16 protein-coding genes and 4 tRNA genes are annotated in these 19,503 nt (G+C 66.7%); 15 read left to right on the plus strand and 5 right to left on the minus strand.

Features of this window, described 5'->3' with window-relative positions; all coding sequences use genetic code 11:
- Position 1 precedes the first annotated feature (1 nt).
- Together AB4083_RS02290 and AB4083_RS02295 are read left to right on the plus strand one after the other, a co-directional pair.
- Positions 2–934, plus strand: a complete 933-nt coding sequence (locus tag AB4083_RS02290) for a LysR family transcriptional regulator (RefSeq protein ID WP_441606137.1) — start codon at positions 2–4, stop codon at positions 932–934.
- 90 nt (positions 935–1,024) lie between these two features.
- Positions 1,025–1,399, plus strand: a complete 375-nt coding sequence (locus tag AB4083_RS02295; protein WP_441606138.1) for a hypothetical protein — start codon at positions 1,025–1,027, stop codon at positions 1,397–1,399.
- Positions 1,400–1,490: 91 nt separating this feature from the next.
- Here AB4083_RS02295 and AB4083_RS02300 read toward each other — a convergent pair.
- Together AB4083_RS02300 and rnd are read right to left on the minus strand one after the other, a co-directional pair.
- A tRNA-Ala gene (locus AB4083_RS02300) sits at positions 1,491–1,566 on the minus strand.
- Between the two features lie 58 nt (positions 1,567–1,624).
- Positions 1,625–2,740, minus strand: coding sequence for a ribonuclease D (rnd, locus tag AB4083_RS02305; protein ID WP_441606139.1), 1,116 nt, complete (start codon positions 2,738–2,740; stop codon positions 1,625–1,627).
- A 162-nt stretch (positions 2,741–2,902) separates the two neighbouring features.
- On the opposite strand from rnd, the gene AB4083_RS02310 reads away from it, so the two are divergent.
- The 10 genes from AB4083_RS02310 (at position 2,903) to AB4083_RS02355 (ending at position 14,257) form a co-directional block, all read left to right on the plus strand.
- Entirely contained in the window at positions 2,903–4,798 is a 1,896-nt protein-coding gene (locus tag AB4083_RS02310) for an SUMF1/EgtB/PvdO family nonheme iron enzyme (protein ID WP_441606140.1), read from the plus strand.
- A gap of 251 nt (positions 4,799–5,049) precedes the next feature.
- A tRNA-Leu gene (locus AB4083_RS02315) sits at positions 5,050–5,134 on the plus strand.
- 85 nt (positions 5,135–5,219) lie between these two features.
- The gene (gene tig / locus AB4083_RS02320; protein ID WP_441606141.1) at positions 5,220–6,512 is read left to right on the plus strand and encodes a trigger factor; all 1,293 of its coding nucleotides are present in this window, start codon (positions 5,220–5,222) and stop codon (positions 6,510–6,512) included.
- 198 nt (positions 6,513–6,710) lie between these two features.
- Positions 6,711–7,340 (plus strand): ATP-dependent Clp endopeptidase proteolytic subunit ClpP, encoded by a 630-nt coding sequence (gene clpP, locus AB4083_RS02325; protein WP_441606142.1) that lies wholly within the window; start codon positions 6,711–6,713, stop codon positions 7,338–7,340.
- A gap of 105 nt (positions 7,341–7,445) precedes the next feature.
- Positions 7,446–8,741 carry an ATP-dependent Clp protease ATP-binding subunit ClpX gene (gene clpX, locus AB4083_RS02330; RefSeq protein WP_441606143.1) on the plus strand — a complete coding sequence of 432 codons (1,296 nt, stop codon included), beginning with the start codon at positions 7,446–7,448 and terminating at the stop codon, positions 8,739–8,741.
- 216 nt (positions 8,742–8,957) lie between these two features.
- Complete coding sequence (lon, locus tag AB4083_RS02335; RefSeq protein ID WP_441606144.1) at positions 8,958–11,465, plus strand: endopeptidase La; 2,508 nt, start codon at positions 8,958–8,960, stop codon at positions 11,463–11,465.
- A gap of 342 nt (positions 11,466–11,807) precedes the next feature.
- A complete protein-coding gene (locus AB4083_RS02340; RefSeq protein ID WP_019465590.1) occupies positions 11,808–12,080 on the plus strand; it encodes an HU family DNA-binding protein in 273 nt (90 codons plus the stop codon).
- A gap of 20 nt (positions 12,081–12,100) precedes the next feature.
- Positions 12,101–12,175, plus strand: a tRNA-Val gene (locus tag AB4083_RS02345).
- A 9-nt stretch (positions 12,176–12,184) separates the two neighbouring features.
- Positions 12,185–12,261 (plus strand) — tRNA-Asp (locus AB4083_RS02350).
- Between the two features lie 91 nt (positions 12,262–12,352).
- The gene (locus AB4083_RS02355) at positions 12,353–14,257 is read left to right on the plus strand and encodes a SurA N-terminal domain-containing protein (protein ID WP_441606145.1); all 1,905 of its coding nucleotides are present in this window, start codon (positions 12,353–12,355) and stop codon (positions 14,255–14,257) included.
- A gap of 245 nt (positions 14,258–14,502) precedes the next feature.
- On the opposite strand, the gene AB4083_RS02360 is transcribed toward AB4083_RS02355, so the two are convergent.
- The 3 genes from AB4083_RS02360 to gloB form a co-directional block, all read right to left on the minus strand.
- On the minus strand, positions 14,503–15,285 hold the full coding sequence (locus tag AB4083_RS02360; RefSeq protein WP_441606146.1) for an enoyl-ACP reductase FabI: 783 nt from the start codon (positions 15,283–15,285) through the stop codon (positions 14,503–14,505).
- An 83-nt stretch (positions 15,286–15,368) separates the two neighbouring features.
- Positions 15,369–16,604 carry a LysM peptidoglycan-binding domain-containing protein gene (locus AB4083_RS02365; protein ID WP_441606147.1) on the minus strand — a complete coding sequence of 412 codons (1,236 nt, stop codon included), beginning with the start codon at positions 16,602–16,604 and terminating at the stop codon, positions 15,369–15,371.
- Entirely contained in the window at positions 16,601–17,365 is a 765-nt protein-coding gene (gloB, locus tag AB4083_RS02370; RefSeq protein ID WP_441606148.1) for a hydroxyacylglutathione hydrolase, read from the minus strand. Before gloB ends, AB4083_RS02365 begins: the two co-directional genes overlap by 4 nt.
- A 214-nt stretch (positions 17,366–17,579) precedes the next feature.
- Here gloB and AB4083_RS02375 point away from each other — a divergent pair, with 214 nt between their 5' ends.
- Genes AB4083_RS02375 through dnaQ form a run of 3 tightly spaced genes read left to right on the plus strand, consistent with a single transcriptional unit; the run spans position 17,580 to position 19,458 of the window.
- The gene (locus AB4083_RS02375) at positions 17,580–18,272 is read left to right on the plus strand and encodes a class I SAM-dependent methyltransferase (protein ID WP_441606149.1); all 693 of its coding nucleotides are present in this window, start codon (positions 17,580–17,582) and stop codon (positions 18,270–18,272) included.
- A gap of 23 nt (positions 18,273–18,295) precedes the next feature.
- Positions 18,296–18,739, plus strand: a complete 444-nt coding sequence (rnhA, locus tag AB4083_RS02380) for a ribonuclease HI (RefSeq protein WP_441606465.1) — start codon at positions 18,296–18,298, stop codon at positions 18,737–18,739.
- Positions 18,736–19,458 carry a DNA polymerase III subunit epsilon gene (gene dnaQ / locus AB4083_RS02385; RefSeq protein WP_441606150.1) on the plus strand — a complete coding sequence of 241 codons (723 nt, stop codon included), beginning with the start codon at positions 18,736–18,738 and terminating at the stop codon, positions 19,456–19,458. Before rnhA ends, dnaQ begins: the two co-directional genes overlap by 4 nt.
- Positions 19,459–19,503 lie beyond the last annotated feature (45 nt).

Below are 19,503 nucleotides of genomic sequence, written 5' to 3' on the forward strand. Positions count from 1 at the left end.
CATGTCCATGCCCGATCTCAACCTGCTGGTCACCCTCAACGTGCTGCTGGCCGAAGGCAGCGTTGCGCGCGCCGCGCGGCGCCTGCGGCTCAGCCCGTCGGCGATGAGCCGCGCGCTGGCCCGCCTGCGCGAGGCCACCGGCGATCCGCTGCTGGTGCGCGCCGGCCGCGGCCTGGTGCCGACGCCGCGCGCGCTGGAGTTGCGCGAGCAGGTCGGCCAGCTCGTGCTGGGTGCGGAGGAAGTGCTGCGCCCCGCGGTCAGGCCGCGGCTGGAGCAACTGGCCCGCACCTTTACCTTGCGCACCAGCGAGGGCTTCGTGGAGAACTTCGGCCCCGCGCTGATCGCGCGCGTCGCCGCCGAAGCGCCCGGCATCCATCTGCGTTTCATGCAGAAGCCGGACAAGGACAGCGCCCCGCTGCGCGATGGCATCGTCGACCTGGAGACCGGCGTGGTCGACGCCAACACCAGCCCCGAGCTGCGCGTGCAGTCGCTGTTCCGCGATCGCTATATCGGCGTGGTGCGCCAAGGCCATCCGTTGAGCCGCGGCAGGCTCAGCGCCGCACGCTATGCGGGTGGCCGCCATATCAGCGTGTCGCGGCGCGGGCGCGAGAAGGGCGCGATCGACGACGCTCTCGCAGAGCTGGGCCTGGCGCGCGAGGTGGTCACCATCGTCGGCGGCTTCGCCGCCGCGCTGTCGCTGGCGCGGCAGACCGACCTGGTCGCCAGCGTGCCGGAACGCCACACCGGCAACTTGCGCGACGGCATGCACAGCTTCGGATTGCCGGTGGAGACGCCGGTGCTCAACATCTCCATGCTGTGGCATCCGCGCGTGCATGCGGACCCGGTGCAGCAGTGGTTGCGGGAATGCGTACGGGAGGCTTGTGGCCAGACCGACGGCAAGCGGGCGAAGCAGGGTAGGCGTGCCGGCCGTTGAATGGGCCTTGATCGGCCGCGTCTGCCAACCGGCGCTGCAGTACTGCGTTGGGTGATGGCTGCCTGGATTTTTTCGGACGAGGAGTGTCGGATGAAGTTGCGCACATGCATGTTCGCGCTGGTGCTCGGGGCATCGTTCCTCGGTGCCGGTTGCAGCATGAAGCAGGAAGCGGACGCCAAGTTCGGCGACCAGAACTTCAAGACCGCGATCGCGCTGATCGAGTTGTACAAGGTTCGCTATGGGCACTATCCGGAGGCGTTGCGCGACATCCGCTACGCCGGCGACTGGGATGCCATCGCGCTCAACTCGGTGGCGTACAAGCGGGTGGACGGCGGCTACGAGCTGGATATCGTGCGCGGCTGGGTAGGGCAGCCTGCGCTGTCGTATCCGGCGGACTTCTGGCAGGGCCTGGGCCTGGTGTCGTCGAACGTGGCCGGTGTGCCGCATCGGGTCGCGCCGCCCTGAGTCGTTCTGTCACCCGGCCCCTTGACGTTGCCGGTGCCGCACAAAAAAGCCCCGAAACCAGGTTTCGGGGCTTTTTTTGTCTGGAATGAAATGGTGGAGCGGAAGGGGATCGAACCCTCGACCTTCGCATTGCGAACGCGACGCTCTCCCAGCTGAGCTACCGCCCCACGCGAGCCGCGAATGTTAGCAGCGCCGCCGGGGGCCGCCAAGCCCCCTTGGATGTTTTCAGCCCGGCAGCAGGCGCTCGAGGCGTTCGTGCAGGTGTTCGCGGCGCCAGCCTTCGAGGAAGTCCGGCCATTGGCAGGTGACGACGTAGGTTTCCAGCACCTTGCGCGGGCACAGCAGGCCGGGCGGCAGGTCCAGCGCCAGGGCGGTGCTGTCGACGGCGTCCTTCATCGCGGCCAGCGCTTTCTTGGCCTCGCCCTGCGGCGTGCCGGGGATCGCTGCGGTGGCGGCGACGTCCTCGTCGGTGATGGCTTGCTGCAGCAGCTGGAACAGTTCGGCGCGCTGCGGGCTGCGCAGCGCGCGCTGGCCGCGGGTGCGCTCGTCGAGTTCGGCCAGGGTCTGCGGCGGCAGCTGCGCCAGGTTCATGGCCTGGGCGTCTTCCAGCAGCCAGGGGCGCGGGCGGTCCTGCTGGCGCGCGGTGACGTCGCGCCACTGCAGGATGCGGCGCAGGCGTGCCTGCTGCGCGGGTTGCCATTCGGCGGCGCCACGGAAATTTTCCTGCGGCTGCGGATCGCCCTCGCGCACGCAGGCGCGGCGCTTGAGGCGTTCGCAGTCCTCCGCGTGCCAGGCGCTGCGGCCGCGCTGCTCGAGGCGTGCGGCGAGCTGTTCGTGCACCGGTTCGAGATAGACCACGTCGAGCGTGGCGTAGGCGCGCTGCGAATCGGTGAGCGGGCGCTGCATCCAGTCGGAGCGGGTTTCGCCCTTGTCCAGTTCGGCGCCGACCAGCTCGGCCACCAGCGCGCGATAGCTGATGCCCAGGCCCATGCCGACGAAGGCCGCGGCGATCTGCGTATCGAACAGGCGGGCAGGGCCGCCCGGCAGCAGCGGCGCGAGCGCTTCGAGGTCTTCGCTGCCGCTGTGCATGATGGTGAGCAACTGGCCGTTGCCGAGTAGCGGACGCAGCGCGTCGCCGATTTCGAAGGCCAGCGGATCGACCAGCGCGTAGCGCCGGTTCCAGCCCAGCTGCAGCAGCGCCAGTTGCGGATAGAAGGTATTGCGGCGCATGAACTCGGTGTCGAGATCGAGCGCGGCGTCGGCGGGCAGCGCGGCAAGCCATTGCTCGAGCGCAGCGCGGCTGGTGATCCAGTCCGCCGCCGGGGTAACGGGAAGTTGCATCGAAGCTTCCTTCGCAGCCTGGCGGACATGCATCGCTCATTGTCCTGTCAGGGGTTTGTGCCTATGGTTAGCGGCGCACCTTAGCAGGCCGCCCCAAGGACGCCCACCATGCCGAGCAAGGAAACCGTACGACGCCAACGCTCCCTGGGTGGAGCGCTTGGCGTGGTCGTGCTCGGGATGGCGCTGGTCTATCACTTTTTTCCGCGCGTGTTCCACGTCGACCCGACGCGGGTGCAGACGCAGCGCGCGATGAACCTCGGTCCAGCCGCCGTGCTGCCCGGCGCCGGCCGCGCGCCGGCCGGCAACGCGCAGGCCGAGCTGGATGCCGGCCCGCCGGTGACCTTGGCGCCGACCGACGTGATCGTGGCGCGCATGAGCAAACAGAACGAGAGCCTGCCCGAGCAGAAGAGCGCCGACCCGCCCGAGGTGGAGGCCTTGCTCGACAAGGCTTCCAAGGCGCTGCACAACGGACAGTTGGCCGGCGACAAGGACGGCGCGGCGGCGCTGTTCGCCGAAGCGCTGAAGCTGAAGCCGGACAGTCGCCGCGCGGCGCAGGGCCTGTACGAAGTGCGTGCGCGGCTGGTGGCGGAGATCGGCCAGGACATCCTGGTCGGCGACGAAGAGTCGGCCAAGGAATTGCTGGGCGCGCTCAAGAGCGTGCCCGACAGCAAGGACGACGTGGCGCAGGCCGAAGCGAAATTGAAGACGCTGGCCCAGGTGCGCCCGATGCTGGCGCAGGCGGCGAGCTTGCTGCAGCAGGGCAAGGTGGACGCACCCAAGGGCGGCAATGCGTTGGAGCTGTATCGCCAGGTGCAGCAGCTGGATGCGGAGAACGCGGTGGCCGCGCAGGGCATCGCGCAGGTGCAGCGTGCGGTGCTCGATCGCGCGCTCGCCGCGGTCGCCAACAACGATTTCAAGGGCGCCGGCGATGCGTTGACCGAGGCGGCGACGATCCTGCCCGGCTCGACGGCGCTGCAGGATGTGCAAGGCCGCGTCGACGGCATCCGCCACCAGCGCGCCGCCAACCTGCTGGCGCAGGCGCGTTCGGCGCTGGATGGCGGCGACCAGGCGCTGGCGCTGCAGCTGACGGAGCAGGTGAAGGAGCTGGCGCCGGATCTTCCCGGCCTGGGCGATCTGCAGGAGCGGCTGACCAATGCGCGCCTGTACGCCAGCTACAAACCCGGCCAGGTGTTCAGCGACCGCTACGTGGACCTGCCGGGGCAGACGCCGTCGATGGTGGTGATCCCCACCGGCAGCTTCAGCATGGGCGCGCCGGACAGCGAGGACGGGCATGCGGGGGCGGAGACGCCGCAGCACCAGGTGACCATCGGCAAGGGTTTCGCGCTATCGCGCGCGGAAATCACCATTGGCCAGTTCCGCGAATTCGTGCGCGCCAGCGGCTACCAGCCGGATTCGTTGAAGCTCGGCGGCGCCAGCGTGTACGACGAACGCAGCGGTGCGCTGCGCGACGATCCGGATGCCAGCTGGCAAAGCGACTACGCCGGCCGCGCCGCCAGCGACGAGCGGCTGCCGGTGGTGAACATCTCCTGGAACGACGCCAAGGCCTACGTCGACTGGCTCGGCCAGCGCACCGGCAAGCGCTACCGGCTGCCCAGCGAGGCGGAGTTCGAATACGCGCTGCGCGGCGGCACCACCACCCGCTACTGGTGGGGCAACGGCGCGCCCACCCGCAAGGTGGAAAACCTCACCGGCGCCGGCGACCGCTCGCAGAGCGGGCGGCGCTGGAGCAATGCATTCGAGAAGTACCGCGACGGTTACTGGGGCCCAGCGCCGGTAATGAGTTTCGAGGCCAACCCGTACGGGCTGTTCGACATCGACGGCAATGTGTCGGAGTGGGTGATGGACTGCTGGCACGACAGCTACGTGCGCGCGCCCACCGACGGCACCGCCTGGGTCAATCCCGGCTGCTCGACGCGGGTGGTGCGCGGCGGCTCCTGGGGCAGCTCGCCGGACCAGGTGCGCTCGGCCTACCGGCAGGGCGCGGAAGGGAATGTGCGCAGCGGACGCGTCGGCTTCCGGGTTCTGCGCGAGCTTTGAGACTCGCGCGGCGCCGGCTCCGGCGCGCAAGCCCTTGAGCGGGCGGGATCTTTACATAAAGGAGTGGACAAGCCGCCCTTGGCTTGTCTTGCCGCCGCGCGCAACCGTAAAATGGCCTGCTTTCGTGTAAGGGAATCATCGACTTAGGGCGAGGGGCCCGGGTACGGACGGGGGGTGCGGCAGGCCGTGTGCCTGGGTGAATTCCTCGTGGTATCCGCAGCTTACAGGCGTCTTTCTTCAGGTCGGTCCGAGCGAAAGTGGCGGAATTGGTAGACGCACTGGATTTAGGTTCCAGCGGGTAACACCGTGCGGGTTCGAGTCCCGCCTTTCGCACCATCCCTTATCGAATTGGTAGTTTTTTTGCGGGCGGTACGACCGCCGGGCGCGGTCGGCGCGCACTTTCGGGTATTCAGGAGACGTCATGCAGGTTTCGGTTGAAAACGTTGGCAAGCTCGAGCGCAAGCTCACGGTGAAATTCCCCGCGGAGCGCTTCGAGTCGCAGGTCAGCGCGCGCATCGCCGAGATGGGCCGCACGGTGCGCCTGAAGGGCTTCCGTCCGGGCAAGGTGCCGACCACGGTGATCCAGCAGCGCTTCGGCGCGCAGGTGCGTGGCGAAGTGCTGTCCGACCTGATCGGCAGCACCCTGCGCGACGCGGTGAACCAGGAGAACCTGCGTCCGGTCGCCAACCCGGCGGTGGACACCACCGGCCAGCCGGAAAACGGCGAGATCAGCTACACCGCCACCTTCGAGATCATGCCGGAGTTCCCGGAAGTCGACGTGGCCGCGCTGGAAATCCAGCGCCCGGTCGCCGAAGTGACCGACGCCGACATCGAGAAGATGATCGAGACCCTGCGCGCCCAGCGCCGCAGCTTCGACGACGTGTCCCGCGCCTCGGCCGAGGGCGACTTCGTGATGTTCGAGTACAGCGCCGTCGCCGGCGACTACCGCTTCCCGGCCGAGGGCCTGGAGCGCGCCGGCAGCGTGCTCGGCTCGGGCACCCTGTTCAAGGCGCTGGACGAGGCCCTGACCGGCCGCTCGGCTGGTGACGAATTCGACACCGACGTGGCGTTCCCCGCCGATTTCCGCAACGAAAGCCTGGCCGGCCAGACCGCCAAGGTCTCGTTCAAGATCGTGAAGGTGCAGGAGCCCAAGCTGCCGACCGTGGACGGCGAGTTCGCCAAGCTGTTCGGCATCGTCGATGGCGACCTCGAGCAGTTCCACAAGGAAGTGCGCAACAACCTCGAGCGCGAGCTGAAGGCCACCCTGATGGCCCGCCTGAAGTCCCAGGTGGCCGAGAAGCTGGCCGATGCCCACGACGGCCTCGAAGTGCCGAACATCATGGTGCAGTCCGAAGCCCAGCAGCTTGCCGCCGGCAGCGTGCCGCGCGGCCAGCAGCCGCCGCCGCAGCTGGTCGAGGCCGCCACCCCGATGGCCCGCAAGCGGGTGATCGCCGGCCTGCTGATGAGCGAGCTGGCCCGCAAGCAGGAGCTGAAGCTGGACCGGATCCGCCTGGCCGAGCAGCTGGCCGCGATCGCCTCGACCTACGAGGAGCCGGAAAAGGTCATTGAACTGTACAACTCCGACCCCCAACTGATGTCCGGGCTGCAGAACCGCGTGATGGAAGACCAGGTCGCGCTGTGGGTGGCGGACCACGCCAAGACCACCGACGACAAGCTGAGCTTCGACGAGGTGATGCGCCCGGTCAGCGCCTGAGGCGGGTATCGATCGACACCCGCTTGACCTTTGGTTAAAGAGTCATCGCGGCCGGCCCGTACGGGCCCGGCCGCAAAGCGGGCAACGACGAGCAACGTGCCGCGAACATGCGCGATTTCCGCCCGGATGGCGGTTTCAGGCAGTTTCCAGCACGATCCACCAGCAACATCAGGCGTATCAACCCGGAGAGCGACAAGCATGGCCATGGACCCGATCCAGAACCTCAACCTGGTCCCCATCGTCGTCGAGCAGACCGCCCGCGGCGAACGTTCGTACGACATCTATTCGCGCCTGCTGAAAGAGCGCGTGATCTTCCTGGTCGGCGAAGTCAACGACCAGGTTGCCAACCTGCTGGTCGCGCAGATGCTGTTCCTGGAGTCCGAAAACCCGGACAAGGACATCCATCTGTACATCAACAGCCCGGGCGGTGCGGTCACCGCCGGCCTGGCGATCTACGACACCATGCAGTTCGTCAAGCCCGACGTCAGCACCATGTGCGTGGGCCAGGCCTGCAGCGCCGCCTCGCTGCTGCTGATGGCCGGCGCCAAGGGCAAGCGCTATTCACTGCCCAATTCGCGCGTGATGATCCACCAGCCGTCGGGCGGCGCCCGCGGCCAGGCGACGGATATCGAGATCCAGGCCCAGGAAATCCTGTACCTGCGTCGCCGCCTTAACGATATTTACGTGCAGCACACCGGCCAGCCGCTGGACAAGATCGAGCGGGACATGGAGCGTGACCGCTTCATGAGCGCCGAGGCCGCCCGCGAATACGGCCTGATCGACCAGGTGCTCGACCGCCGCACCGGCGAAACGGTCAAGTCGGCCTGATCCGCGGCCGTTACAGTGCTTGGGAGCTAGGGTTCTGCGTCTGGAATCGGACGCGGAACCCTGTGCTATTCTCGCGTCGCAACCGATTTACAGCAGGGTTACAGCATGACTGACGAGCGGCAGGGCCGTTCCAACGACAGCGGCAAGATTCTCTACTGCTCCTTCTGCGGCAAGAGCCAGCATGAAGTGCGCAAGCTGATCGCGGGTCCCTCCGTGTTCATCTGCGATGAGTGCGTGGAGCTTTGCAACGACATCATCCGCGAGGAACTGGAGGAGAAGGCCGCCTCCGGGCGCAGCCAGCTGCCCAAGCCGCGCGAGATCATGGAAACGCTCGATCAGTACGTGGTCGGCCAGACCCGCGCGAAGAAGGCGCTGGCGGTGGCCGTGTACAACCACTACAAGCGCATGGAGTCGCGTCAGAAGAGCGACGACGTCGAGCTGGGCAAGTCCAACATCCTGCTGATCGGCCCCACCGGTTCGGGCAAGACGCTGCTCGCCGAAACGCTGGCGCGCCTGCTCAACGTGCCGTTCACCATCGCCGACGCCACCACGCTGACCGAAGCGGGCTACGTGGGCGAGGATGTGGAAAACATCATCCAGAAGCTGCTGCAGAAGTGCGACTACGACGTCGAGAAGGCGCAGTCGGGCATCGTCTACATCGACGAAATCGACAAGATCTCGCGCAAGAGCGAGAACCCGTCGATCACCCGCGACGTGTCCGGCGAAGGCGTGCAGCAGGCGCTGCTGAAGCTGATCGAGGGCACCCTGGCCTCGGTGCCGCCGCAGGGCGGCCGCAAGCATCCGCAGCAGGAATTCCTGCAGGTCGACACCAAGAACATCCTCTTCATCTGCGGCGGCGCATTCGCCGGCCTGGAGAAGGTGATCCAGCAGCGTTCCGAGACGACGGGCATCGGCTTCTCCGCCGAAGTGCGCAGCAAGGAACGCACCGAGAACCTCGGCAAGGTGCTGGCCGAGGTGGAGCCGTCGGACCTGGTGCGCTTCGGCCTGATCCCGGAATTCGTCGGCCGCCTGCCGGTGGTCGCGACCCTGGACGAGCTGGACGAGCCCGCCCTGGTGAAGATCCTCACCGAGCCGCGCAACGCCGTCACCAAGCAGTTCAAGAAACTGTTCGAGATGGAAGGCGTGGAGCTGGAATTCCGCCCGGAAGCCCTGCAGGCGATCGCCCGCAAGGCGCTGAAGCGCAAGACCGGCGCGCGCGGCCTGCGCACCATCCTGGAGCAGGTGCTGCTCGACACCATGTACGAGCTGCCCTCGCTGGAGCACGTCAGCAAGGTGGTCGTGGACGACGCCGTCATCAACGGCCAGGCCGAGCCCTACCTGATCTATCGCGGCAACCTGCAGCAGCAGCGCGTGGCGGGCGAGAGCGGCGACGCGGCCTGAACCGTGTTTCCAGGCTGAACGAACGGCTCCGGCGCAATCCGGGGCCGTTTTTTTTGGGGCCGTTGTTTAAGGCCATCTTTTTGCTCGGGGCCGTTTTGGTTTTCGTTGTCGCGCATGCACTTGTATGACGCCGTCACGGCCTCCACTTGACGATCAGATGCCTCCGGCGCAGTGTCGGGGCGTAGTCGTTTTAGTCCCCAGAGGGAACCATTTCACATGGCAAAAAATGCCCCCCTTCCAGTCGCCACCGGTGCCGCGCTGGACGCGCTTCCGGTCTTGCCGCTGCGCGACGTCGTGGTCTATCCCCACATGGTCATCCCGCTGTTCGTCGGCCGCGACAAATCGATGCGCGCGCTCGAGCGCGCCATGGAAGGCGAGCGCCAGATCCTGCTGGTGGCGCAGAAGAGCCCGGACATCGACGACCCGGCCGTGGCCGACCTGCACCAGATCGGCACGCTCGCCGGCGTGCTGCAGCTGCTGAAGCTGCCCGACGGCACCGTGAAGGTGCTGGTCGAAGGCCAGGCGCGCGTGTCCGTCGAGAAGTACCAGGAGGAGGGCGGCATGCTGATGGCCACCTCCCGCATCATCGAGCCGCAGTACAGCGCCAAGGAGCGCGAGCTCGACGTGGTCTCGCGCACGCTGGTCTCGCTGTTCGAGCAACTGGTGAAGCAGAGCCGCAAGCTGCCACCGGAAGTGCTGGCCACGTTGTCCGGCATCGACGATCCGTCGCGCCTGGCCGACTCCATCGCCGCGCATCTTTCCGTGCGCATGGCCGACAAGCAGAAAGTGCTGGAAACCTACGACGTCGGCCAGCGCCTTGAGCTGCTGATCGGCCTGGTCGACGGCGAGATGGATCTGCAGCAGGTGGAAAAGCGCATCCGCGGCCGCGTGAAGTCGCAGATGGAAAAGAGCCAGCGCGAGTACTACCTCAACGAACAGATGAAGGCCATCCAGAAGGAGCTCGGCGAGAGCGAGGAAGGCCCGAACGAAGTCGAGGAGCTGCAGAAGAAGATCGACAACGCCGGCATGCCCAAGCCGGTGCTGGCCAAGGCGCGCCAGGAATTCAGCAAGCTGCGCCAGATGTCGCCGATGTCGGCCGAAGCCACGGTGGTGCGCAACTACCTGGACTGGCTGGTCGGCGTGCCGTGGAAGAAGCGCAGCAAGGTGCGCAAGGACCTGCAGCTGGCGCAGGACGTGCTCGATGCCGACCACTTCGGCCTGGAGAAGGTCAAGGAGCGCATCCTCGAATACCTCGCCGTGCAGCAGCGCGTGAACACCATGAAGGGCCCGATCCTGTGCCTGGTCGGCCCGCCCGGCGTGGGCAAGACCTCGCTCGGCCAGTCGATCGCGAAGGCGACCAACCGCAAGTTCGTCCGCATGAGCCTCGGCGGCGTGCGCGACGAGGCCGAGATCCGCGGCCATCGCCGCACGTATATCGGCTCGATGCCGGGTCGTATCGTGCAGAACTTGAATAAGGTCGGCACCAAGAATCCGCTGTTCGTGCTCGACGAGATCGACAAGATGTCGATGGACTTCCGCGGCGATCCGTCATCGGCGCTGCTGGAAGTGCTCGATCCCGAACAGAACCACACCTTCAACGACCACTACCTCGAAGTCGATCTCGATCTGTCCGAGGTGATGTGGGTCGCCACCGCCAACTCGCTCAACATTCCCGGCCCGCTGCTGGACCGCATGGAAGTCATCCGCATCCCCGGCTACACCGAGGATGAGAAGCTGGGCATCGCGCAGAAGTACCTGCTGCCCAAGCAGCTGAAGGCCAACGGCCTGAAGCCGGACGAGCTGAGCGTGGACGGCGAAGCCATCCGCGACATCGTGCGCTACTACACGCGCGAATCCGGTGTGCGCAACCTCGAGCGCGAAGTGTCCAAGATCTGCCGCAAGGTGGTGAAGGAGCTGACCCTGGGCGAAGCGAAGAAGGCGGCCAAGTCCAAGGCGAAGGCCGAGACCGCGAAGACCGCCAAGGCGAAGAAGCCTGCGGCGATCAAGGTCACTTCCGAGAACCTCGAGCAGTACCTCGGCGTGCGCCGCTTCGATTTCGGCCGCAAGGAACTGCAGAACGAAGTGGGCCTGGTCACCGGCCTGGCGTGGACGCAGGTGGGCGGCGATCTGCTCAGCATCGAAGCCTCCATCGTGCCGGGCAAGGGCCGGCTGGTGCACACCGGCCAGCTTGGCGACGTGATGAAGGAATCGATCCAGGCGGCGCTCACGGTGGTGCGCGCGCGTGCGGATCGCTTCGGTATCGATCCGGAATTCCACCAGACCCTGGACATCCACATCCACGTGCCGGAAGGCGCGACGCCGAAGGACGGCCCGAGCGCAGGCATCGCCATGTGCACGGCGCTGGTGTCGGCGCTGACCAAGGTGCCGGTGCGCTCCGAGGTGGCGATGACCGGCGAGATCACGCTGCGCGGCCGCGTGCTGCCGATCGGTGGCCTGAAGGAAAAGCTGCTGGCGGCGCATCGCGGCGGCATCACCACGGTGATCATCCCGGAAGAGAACAAGAAGGACCTCGCGGACATTCCGTCGAACATCACCGGCCAGCTCGAGATCCACGCGGTGCGCTGGATCGACGAAGTGCTCGACATCGCGCTGGAGCTTCCGCTGCACCCGCGACAGGCGGGCGAAGCGGAAGCCGCCGCGAAGGTCGAGAAGAAGGTCGACGGCACCGAGGACTCCGGCGAGACGCCGGCTCGTCCGCACTGAGCGAGCATTGGTCGTCGCTTCGAGCGAAAGTGGCATGCCTCTGGCATGCCACTTTTTTGTTGCGCGAATGCGTCGTCGCATGTGCGTCGGCTAACGTTTCGCACCCCTTCCGGCAAGTGCCGCCGCAAGCCTTCGAAAACCCTGAAAGCCTTGGTATTGCTTGTATTGCGGACCCTAGGGGCCACTGGTATAAAGAGCGGCACCGCAATCCACGCGCGACGTCGGAAGCGCATCGATGCGGGGTCGCGGGGCGGCGCCCACCGGTCGCCAAATCATCCAAGTCGGCGTTGTCTCGTCCCAGACTGACCACGCGCGCCGCACAACGTTTAAGGGAGTGTCTCAATGAATAAAACCGATCTGATCAATGCCATTGCCGAGAAGGCCGAACTCACCAAGGCCGATGCCGGCCGCGCGCTCGAGGCGTTCTTCGAGACCGTGCAGAAGGCGCTGAAGAAGGGTGACGATGTGTCGGTCGTTGGCTTTGGCACGTTCACCGTACGCAAGCGCGCCGCCCGTACCGGTCGCAACCCGCGCACCAACGAGACGATCAAGATCAAGGCCTCGAAGGTTCCGGCTTTCAAGGCTGGCAAGACCCTGAAGGATGCCCTAAACTAAGCGGCTTATCGCTTGGTTTCGGGTGCTTAGCTCAGCGGTAGAGCACCGCCCTTACAAGGCGATGGTCGTAGGTTCGATCCCTACAGCACCCACCAGAAAACTGCGGAGCGGTAGTTCAGTCGGTTAGAATGCTGGCCTGTCACGCCGGAGGTCGCGGGTTCGAGTCCCGTCCGCTCCGCCACAGTTCGCAAGGGCGCCCGCGTGGCGCCCTTGCTTTTTATGGACCGCGCCGGGTCGGGCGCACTTGATCAACCCTGACGGGGAAGATTCCCATGTTGCAGGCACTACGTACCAAGATGCACGGCTGGCCGTCGATCCTGATCCTCGGCATCTGTGTGTTCGCCATCTCGTTCTTCGGCATCGAGTCGTATTTCATGTCGCATACCGAGACCTTCGTGGCGAAGGTGGGCAAGCATGAGATCTCCCAGCAGGACCTGCAGCAGCGCATGAACAATCTGCGCCAGCAGATGGTCCAGCAGCAGGGTGAGCAGTTCGACGCCGCCGCGTTCGAGAAGCCGGAAAACAAGCTGCGCGTGGTCAACGCGATGGTCGACCAGCGCCTGCTGGTGGATGCCGCCGAGAAGATGGGCATGCGCATCTCCGACCAGCAGCTGCGCGACGCCATCATGGCCTTCCCGGGCCTGCAGCAGAACGGCAAGTTCGACGCCGGCCTGTATCGCGCCTTCCTCGCCGGCATGGGCCGCACGCCCGGCCAGTTCGAGGCGGAGCTGCGCAACGAACTGGACGTCGCCCAGCTGCCCGACGCGATCACCGCGTCCACCCTGGTCACCGACGCCGACATCGACCGTTATCTCAACCTCAGCATGCAGCGCCGCGACCTGCGCTACTTCGCGCTGCCGCGCCCGGCGCTGACCGACACCAAGGTCGACGACGCGCAGATCGACGCTTACTACAAGTCGCACCAGGGCGACTTCATGAATCCCGAGCAGGTCTCGGTGAAGTACATCGAAGTCAGCGGCGGCGACCTGAAGCTGGACACCCAGCCCAGCGAGGACGACCTGAAGAAGCGCTACGACGAAGGCAAGCAGCGCTTCATGATGCCGGAGCAGCGCCTGGTCTCGCACATCCTGGTCAACGTGCCGAAGAACGCCACGCCGGAGCAGCAGAAGGCCGCGCTGGCCAAGGCCGAGCAGCTCGCCGGCGAAGCCAGGCCGGACAACTTCGCCAAGCTGGCCGGGCAGTCCTCCGACGACCTCGGTTCCAAGCGCACCGGCGGCGACCTGGGCTGGCTGGAGAAGGGCGTGGCCAATCCGGCCTTCGACGAGGCGCTGTTCACGCTGGCGAAGGGCCAGGTGTCCAAGCCGGTGCTGTCCGACGAGGGTTACCACGTGCTGTGGCTGCGCGACGTGCGCAATGGCCAGCCCAAGCCGTTCGCCGACGTGCGCGAGCAGCTGGTGAAGGAAGCGCTGACCGGCGACCGCGACCGCAAGTACAACGAAATCGCCGGCAAGCTCACCGACAGCGCCTACCAGAATCCGGGCTCGCTGGAGCCGGCCGCGCAGGCCCTGGGCCTGCCGATCAAGACCTCCGAGCTGTTCTCGCGCCAGGGTGGCGCGGGCATCACCGCCAACCCGAAGCTGGCGCAGGCCGCGTTCGCCGACGACGTGCTGGCGCAGGGCAACAACTCCGGCCTGATCGACCTGGGCAACGACCATGCGGTGGTGATCCACGTCGACAAGCACGTGTCCGCCGCCGTCAAGCCGCTGGCCGAGGTGCGCGACATCGTGCGCCAGAAGATCCTGGACGAGCGCGTCGCCGCCGCCGCCAAGGCCAAGTCCGACGAGCTGCTGGCCCGTCTGCAGAAGGGCGAGGACATCGCCGCCGTGGCCGCTTCGGTCGGCGCGCCGCTGAAGACCTCCAGCGAAGCGACCCGCGGCCTGGCCGACGTGTCGCCGGAACTGGTCGACGCCGCGTTCAAGCTGCCGCATCCGGCGCAGGGCAAGTCGCAGTTCACCAGCGTGGCGCAGCAGGACGGCTCGTACGACCTGCTGGCGCTGGACAAGGTGCAGGACGCCGACCTGTCCAAGCTGCCGGCCCAGCAGCGCGACATGCTGCGTCAGCAGATGGCGCGCGTGTACGGCGCTTCGGCGACGCAGGAGTTCATCGATGCGCTGAAGGCGAAGACCGAGATCAAGGTCGCCACGGATCGCATGTAAGCAAGCGATTCGGTGATACCCAAAAAGGCGACCGAAGGGTCGCCTTTTTCTTGGTGAGTTCCGGGTGCGGACAGCAGTGGTGCCCATCGATCGTCATTCCGGCGCAGGCCGGAATCCGGTAGCAACGGCATTCGATGGTGAGATATCGCGGAAATCGAGCTCTATCGCTACTGGATTCCGGCCTGCGCCGGAATGACGATGTCTGTGCGGCGACGCGATTCAAGCGCGCCTGGCACCAGGTCTCGTCAGACGCCGGTCATGCCGAGGATGTTGTACCCCGCATCGACATAGGTGATCTCACCGGTGATGCCCGAAGCGAGATCCGAGCACAGGAACGCCGCCACATTGCCTACTTCGTCGATCGTCACGCTGCGCCGCAACGGCGCGTGCTCTTCCACATGCTCCAGCATCTTGCGGAAGTTGGAGACGCCCGCAGCGGCCAGCGTCTTGATCGGTCCCGCGGAAATGGCATTCACCCGCGTGCCCTCCGGCCCGAGGTTGAAAGCGAGGTAACGCACGTTCGCTTCCAGGCTCGCCTTGGCCAGGCCCATCACGTTGTAGCTGGACAGCGCACGCTCCGCGCCGAGATAGCTGAGCGTGAGGATCGCGCCGCCGCGCCCGGCCATCAGCGGCCGCGCCGCGCGGGCTAACGCGGCGAGGCTGTAGCTGGAGATGTCGTGCGCGACGGCGAAGTTCTCGCGCGTCAGCTGGTCGAGGAATTCGCCTTGCAGCGCCTCGCGCGGCGCGTAGCCCACCGAATGCACCAGGATGTCGAAACCATCCCAGTGTCGGCCCAGCGCGGCGAAAAGCTGTTCGATCTGGCCGTCGTCCGCCACGTCGCAGGGCAGCACGATGTTGGAGCCGAAGGCGTTGGCCGCTTCGTCGACGCGATCCTTGAGCCGTTCGTTCTGATAGGTGAAGGCCAGTTGCGCGCCTTCGCGGTACATCGCATTGGCGATGCCCCAGGCGATCGAGCGTTGGCTGGCGATGCCGACGATCAGTGCGCGCTTGCCATGCAGGAATCCCATACCCAGTCCCCCATGCCCATCTCGCTAAGCGGCGGCGGCGCGCGGTGGCGCGTCGCGGCAAGTCTAGCGCGGTCCGCGCAGGGTCAACCTTGCGCGCTGAGCTTCAGCACCTGGCCCAGCCGCAGCTTGGAACCCTGCAGGCCGTTCCAGCGCTTGATCTGGTTGACGTCCAGCGAATAGTGGCGCGCGATGTTCCACAGCGTTTCGCCGGCCTTGACCGTATGCGTGTGCGAAGCCGCGGTGGAAGCGTTGTCGTCCTGCGTGGCCGACGGTCCGTTCGTCGCCGCGGCCAGGCGGTTGTCGTTCGCATCATTGCTGGCGAGGTTGTTGCCGTTCTGCAGCAGCGAGTTGCGGAACTGCTCGACGCGGCCGCTCGGCATCACCAGGTAAGAGGCGGCGCGCTTGTCGACATAGCCGTTGCGGAAACCCGCATTGAGGTTCTTCAACTCATCCACCGACATGCCGGCATGGTTGGCCGCCTGGGCCAGCGGCATCGAGCGGTCGACGTCGACCGACACCAGCTGCTGCTCCGGCGTGATCAACGGCAGCTCGACATGGAAGCGCTGCGGTTCGCGCACCACGCAGGAAATCGCCAGCAGCTTGGCCAGGTGTTCGCGGGTGACGCGCTTGACCGGCATCCTGGGCATCGCCGGCTTTTCGCCAGGCATGCCGTAGCGGCTGACCATGCCGCGCACGGCGAACTCGCCGGCGTTGAAGGCGTAGTCCGCCATGCGCCAGTCACCGAGATCGTCGTGATAGCGCTTGAGCAGCGCCATGATCGCGTCGGTCGCCGCGGGCATGTCCAGGCGGCCGTCGAAATTCTTGTCCACGCGCATGCCCAGCGCATTCGCCGTCACCGGCATGATCTGCCACATGCCGGCGGGGTTGCCCTTCACGCCGGGCACCGGGCGGTAATGGCTTTCCACCCACGGCAGCAGGGCGAACTCGCCCGCCACGTCGTGCTTGGCGGCGATCTGCTGCACATACATCAGGCGCGGCATCACCTCGCGCATCTGCGCTTCGAACGCGCTGGGGTTCTGCGTGTAGCGCCGCGCCCAATCCATGATCACCGGATCGGCATCGCAATCGGCCATCCTGAAACTGCCGCGCAACTGCTCCCACACATTGCTGCTGTCCTGCGGCGCGGCGGGCGCGTCGACGTGGCTGGCGACATTGTTCACCGCGGGCTTGGTCGAAGCGGGCTTGACCACGCGCGGCGCGCTGGCCGTCGATGACGGCTGCTGGGGCGACGTGCCGGCGCAGGCGGCGAGGCACAGCGCCAGCGACGCGGGAAGCAGGCGAAGGCTGGGGCGTGTCATGCGCGGAACTCATCCTTGGCGGCGCGCAGGGTGGCGAAGCGCGAAACGCGGTCGTCGTCGGCGCCATGGCGCGTGCACCATTGCGCCACGTCGTCGCTGTCGACGCGCAGGAACGGATTGGTGGCGCGCTCGGTGTCCAGCTCCACCGGCAAGCTCGGCTGCGCCTGTTCGCGCAAGCTGCGGACTTGCTCGATGCGTTGCGCCAGCGCCGCATTCGCCGGTTCCACCGTCTGCGCGAAGCGTCCGTTGGCCGCGGTGTATTCGTGCGCGCAGCAGACCTTGAGTTCGCCGGGCAGGTCGGCCAGGCGATCCAGCGACGCGAGCATCTGCTCCGGCGTGCCTTCGAACAGGCGGCCGCAGCCCATGCTGAAAAGCGTGTCGCCGCACAGCAGCACGCCATTACCCACATAGGCGATATGGCTGCTGGTGTGGCCGGGAATTTCCAGCACGCGCAGCTGCGCCGCCGGTTGCACGATGCGCACCTCGTCGCCGTCCGCCACGCGTTGCGTGACATGTTCGATGCGCTCGTCGCGCGGCGCGTACACCGGCACCGGGTGGCGCGCCAGCAGTTCGCCGACGCCGCCGATATGGTCGTGGTGGTGATGGGTGAGCAGGATCGCGCGCAGGCGCAGTCCGCGCTGCTCGAGCGCGGCTTCGACGGGGGCGGCTTCGCCGGGATCGACTGCGATCGCGTTGCCGGCATCGTCGTACAGCAGCCAGATGTAGTTGTCGGCGAGCGCCGGTAGCGGTACGACGTGCAAGGGGAACTCCACTGCGTTTTCGTATCGACTGGCGCAGCCATCCGGGCTTGCGCGAAGTGCGGGACTATAAAGCGGGCGGAAGGGTTGCTCGTTATCCAGGCGTTAATCGCGGTCGGCGCATTCAGTCTTGTGCGCGGCGTCAACCAAGCAGGGCGGCGCCCCTGTGAACGGAGGCAGCGTTTACACTCTCCACCTGACCGTTGGCCCCGATCTCATGCCGCAGCGCGACCCCGACATCTACGCCAGTGCGCACCTCCGCCATCTGCTGGCGGAAGAAGCCGCTGCCATGGCGCCGCTGCTGCAGCGCTGCGCGGGGTCGCATGCCTTGCTGCTGTCCGCGCTGTCGCACGACCATCCGCCGGTGCTGCCCCTGCTCGGCTACTGGACGCGCATGCGCCTGGTCGGCAAGCGCTACCAGGGCGACGTGAAGGCGAGGGCGGACGAGCCCCTGCCGTTCGCCGACGACGCCTTCGGCCTGGTCCTGCTGCGCCACGCGATGGAAGTGGCGCCCGTGCCGCAGTCGCTGCTGCAGGAGGCCTGCCGCGTGCTGGCGCCGGGCGGCGTGCTGGCGGTGACCGGCCTGCATCCGCTCAGCGCCTGGCTGCCGTGGGTCTACTGGCAGCGCCGCCACACCAGCATGCCGGCGCTCACTGCGCCGCTGACGCTGGAGCGCTGGGTGCGGGCAGGGGAGCTGGAGATCGAACGCGTCGAGCGGGTGGGGCATGTATGGCCCAACGCCGGCGCCAAGGCCCGCGGCGCGCACCCGCTGGGCGGCGCCTATGTGCTGATCGCGCGCAAGAACCGCCGCGTGGTGACCATGGCCAAGTTGAAGCCGGCGCTGGTGTCCGCCCCGGTCAATGTGAAACTGGCGCCCGGCGCGAGGCGCGAGACCTCGTCCGACGCATGACTCTCGAACAACTGCAGGTAACGATGACCGACGTGGAAGCTTTTACCGATGGCGCATGCCTCGGCAATCCGGGGCCGGGCGGCTGGGCCGCCTTGTTGCGCTCGAAGGGGACGGAACGCCTGATCGCAGGCGGTGAGCCGGACACCACCAATAATCGGATGGAACTGATGGCAGCGATCGCCGCGCTGGAGGCGCTGACGCGCCCGTGCAAGGTGACGCTGACTACCGACTCGCGCTACGTCATGCAAGGCATCGAGGAATGGGTGCCGAAGTGGCGCGCCAATGGCTGGAAGACCGCCGACAAGAAGCCGGTGAAAAACCAGGACCTGTGGCAGCGGCTGTCCGCCGCCACCGCCACCCATCAACTGCGCTGGCAGTGGGTGCGCGGCCATAATGGCCATGTGGAGAACGAGCGCGTCGACGTGGCCGCCCGCGAACAGGCCGAGCAGTACAGGAGCCCCCGATGAGGCAGATCGTCCTCGACACCGAAACCACCGGCCTGGAAGTCCGCCAGGGCCACCGCCTGATCGAAATCGCCTGCATCGAGATGGTCGAGCGCCGCCCCACCGGCCGCCATTACCAGACCTATCTCAATCCGGACCGCCTGATCGACGAAGGCGCCAAGCAGGTCACCGGCATCGAGGACGAGTTCCTGCTCGACAAGCCGCGCTTCGCCGACGTGGTGACCGAGTTCCTGGCCTTTATCGACGGCTCCGAACTGATCATCCACAACGCCACCTTCGACGTCGGCTTCCTCGACGCCGAACTCGCCCGCCTGGACGCGAACTACGGCCGGATCCGCGACCGCTGCCCGGTGATCGACACCCTGGTGATGGCGCGCGAGCGCTTCCCCGGCCAGCGCAACAGCCTGGACGCGCTATGCAAGCGCCTGGGCGTGGACAACTCCGCCCGCGACCTGCACGGCGGCCTGATCGACTCCCAGCTGCTGGCCGAGGTTTATCTGGCCATGACTTCGGGCCAGGTCGCGCTGGACCTGGCGTTCGAGTCGGCGCAGGAGCAGCAGGGTGCCACGCAGGTGGTGCTGCCTGCCGTGTTGAGCCGGCGGCCGAAGGTGTTGCGTGCGGATGCCGATGAGGTGGCGGCGCATGAGCTGAGGCTGGATGCGCTGGATAAGAGTGCGGGTGGGGTGAGTATCTGGCGCAAAGAGGAAGCGGTGGCTTCTTGAGTTGCTTTCTTTGCTAAGCGCCGGCCTGCAGAACGCCCCTTGCCG

It is taken from the genome of Dyella sp. 2RAB6 (assembly GCF_052115385.1).
GTDB lineage: Bacteria > Pseudomonadota > Gammaproteobacteria > Xanthomonadales > Rhodanobacteraceae > Dyella_D.

Bases quoted from the DNA above. Each gene is read 5' to 3' on its own strand.
- clpX (WP_441606143.1), top strand. From the start codon at position 7,446: ATGACTGACGAGCGGCAGGGCCGTTCCAACGACAGCGGCAAGATTCTC.
- lon (WP_441606144.1), top strand. From the start codon at position 8,958: ATGGCAAAAAATGCCCCCCTTCCAGTCGCCACCGGTGCCGCGCTGGAC.
- rnhA (WP_441606465.1), top strand. From the start codon at position 18,296: ATGACCGACGTGGAAGCTTTTACCGATGGCGCATGCCTCGGCAATCCG.
- AB4083_RS02290 (WP_441606137.1), top strand. From the start codon at position 2: ATGTCCATGCCCGATCTCAACCTGCTGGTCACCCTCAACGTGCTGCTG.
- AB4083_RS02355 (WP_441606145.1), top strand. From the start codon at position 12,353: ATGTTGCAGGCACTACGTACCAAGATGCACGGCTGGCCGTCGATCCTG.
- AB4083_RS02375 (WP_441606149.1), top strand. From the start codon at position 17,580: ATGCCGCAGCGCGACCCCGACATCTACGCCAGTGCGCACCTCCGCCAT.
- tig (WP_441606141.1), top strand. From the start codon at position 5,220: ATGCAGGTTTCGGTTGAAAACGTTGGCAAGCTCGAGCGCAAGCTCACG.
- AB4083_RS02365 (WP_441606147.1), bottom strand. From the start codon at position 16,604: ATGACACGCCCCAGCCTTCGCCTGCTTCCCGCGTCGCTGGCGCTGTGC.
- AB4083_RS02295 (WP_441606138.1), top strand. From the start codon at position 1,025: ATGAAGTTGCGCACATGCATGTTCGCGCTGGTGCTCGGGGCATCGTTC.
- AB4083_RS02360 (WP_441606146.1), bottom strand. From the start codon at position 15,285: ATGGGATTCCTGCATGGCAAGCGCGCACTGATCGTCGGCATCGCCAGC.
- clpP (WP_441606142.1), top strand. From the start codon at position 6,711: ATGGCCATGGACCCGATCCAGAACCTCAACCTGGTCCCCATCGTCGTC.
- rnd (WP_441606139.1), bottom strand. From the start codon at position 2,740: ATGCAACTTCCCGTTACCCCGGCGGCGGACTGGATCACCAGCCGCGCT.
- dnaQ (WP_441606150.1), top strand. From the start codon at position 18,736: ATGAGGCAGATCGTCCTCGACACCGAAACCACCGGCCTGGAAGTCCGC.
- AB4083_RS02340 (WP_019465590.1), top strand. From the start codon at position 11,808: ATGAATAAAACCGATCTGATCAATGCCATTGCCGAGAAGGCCGAACTC.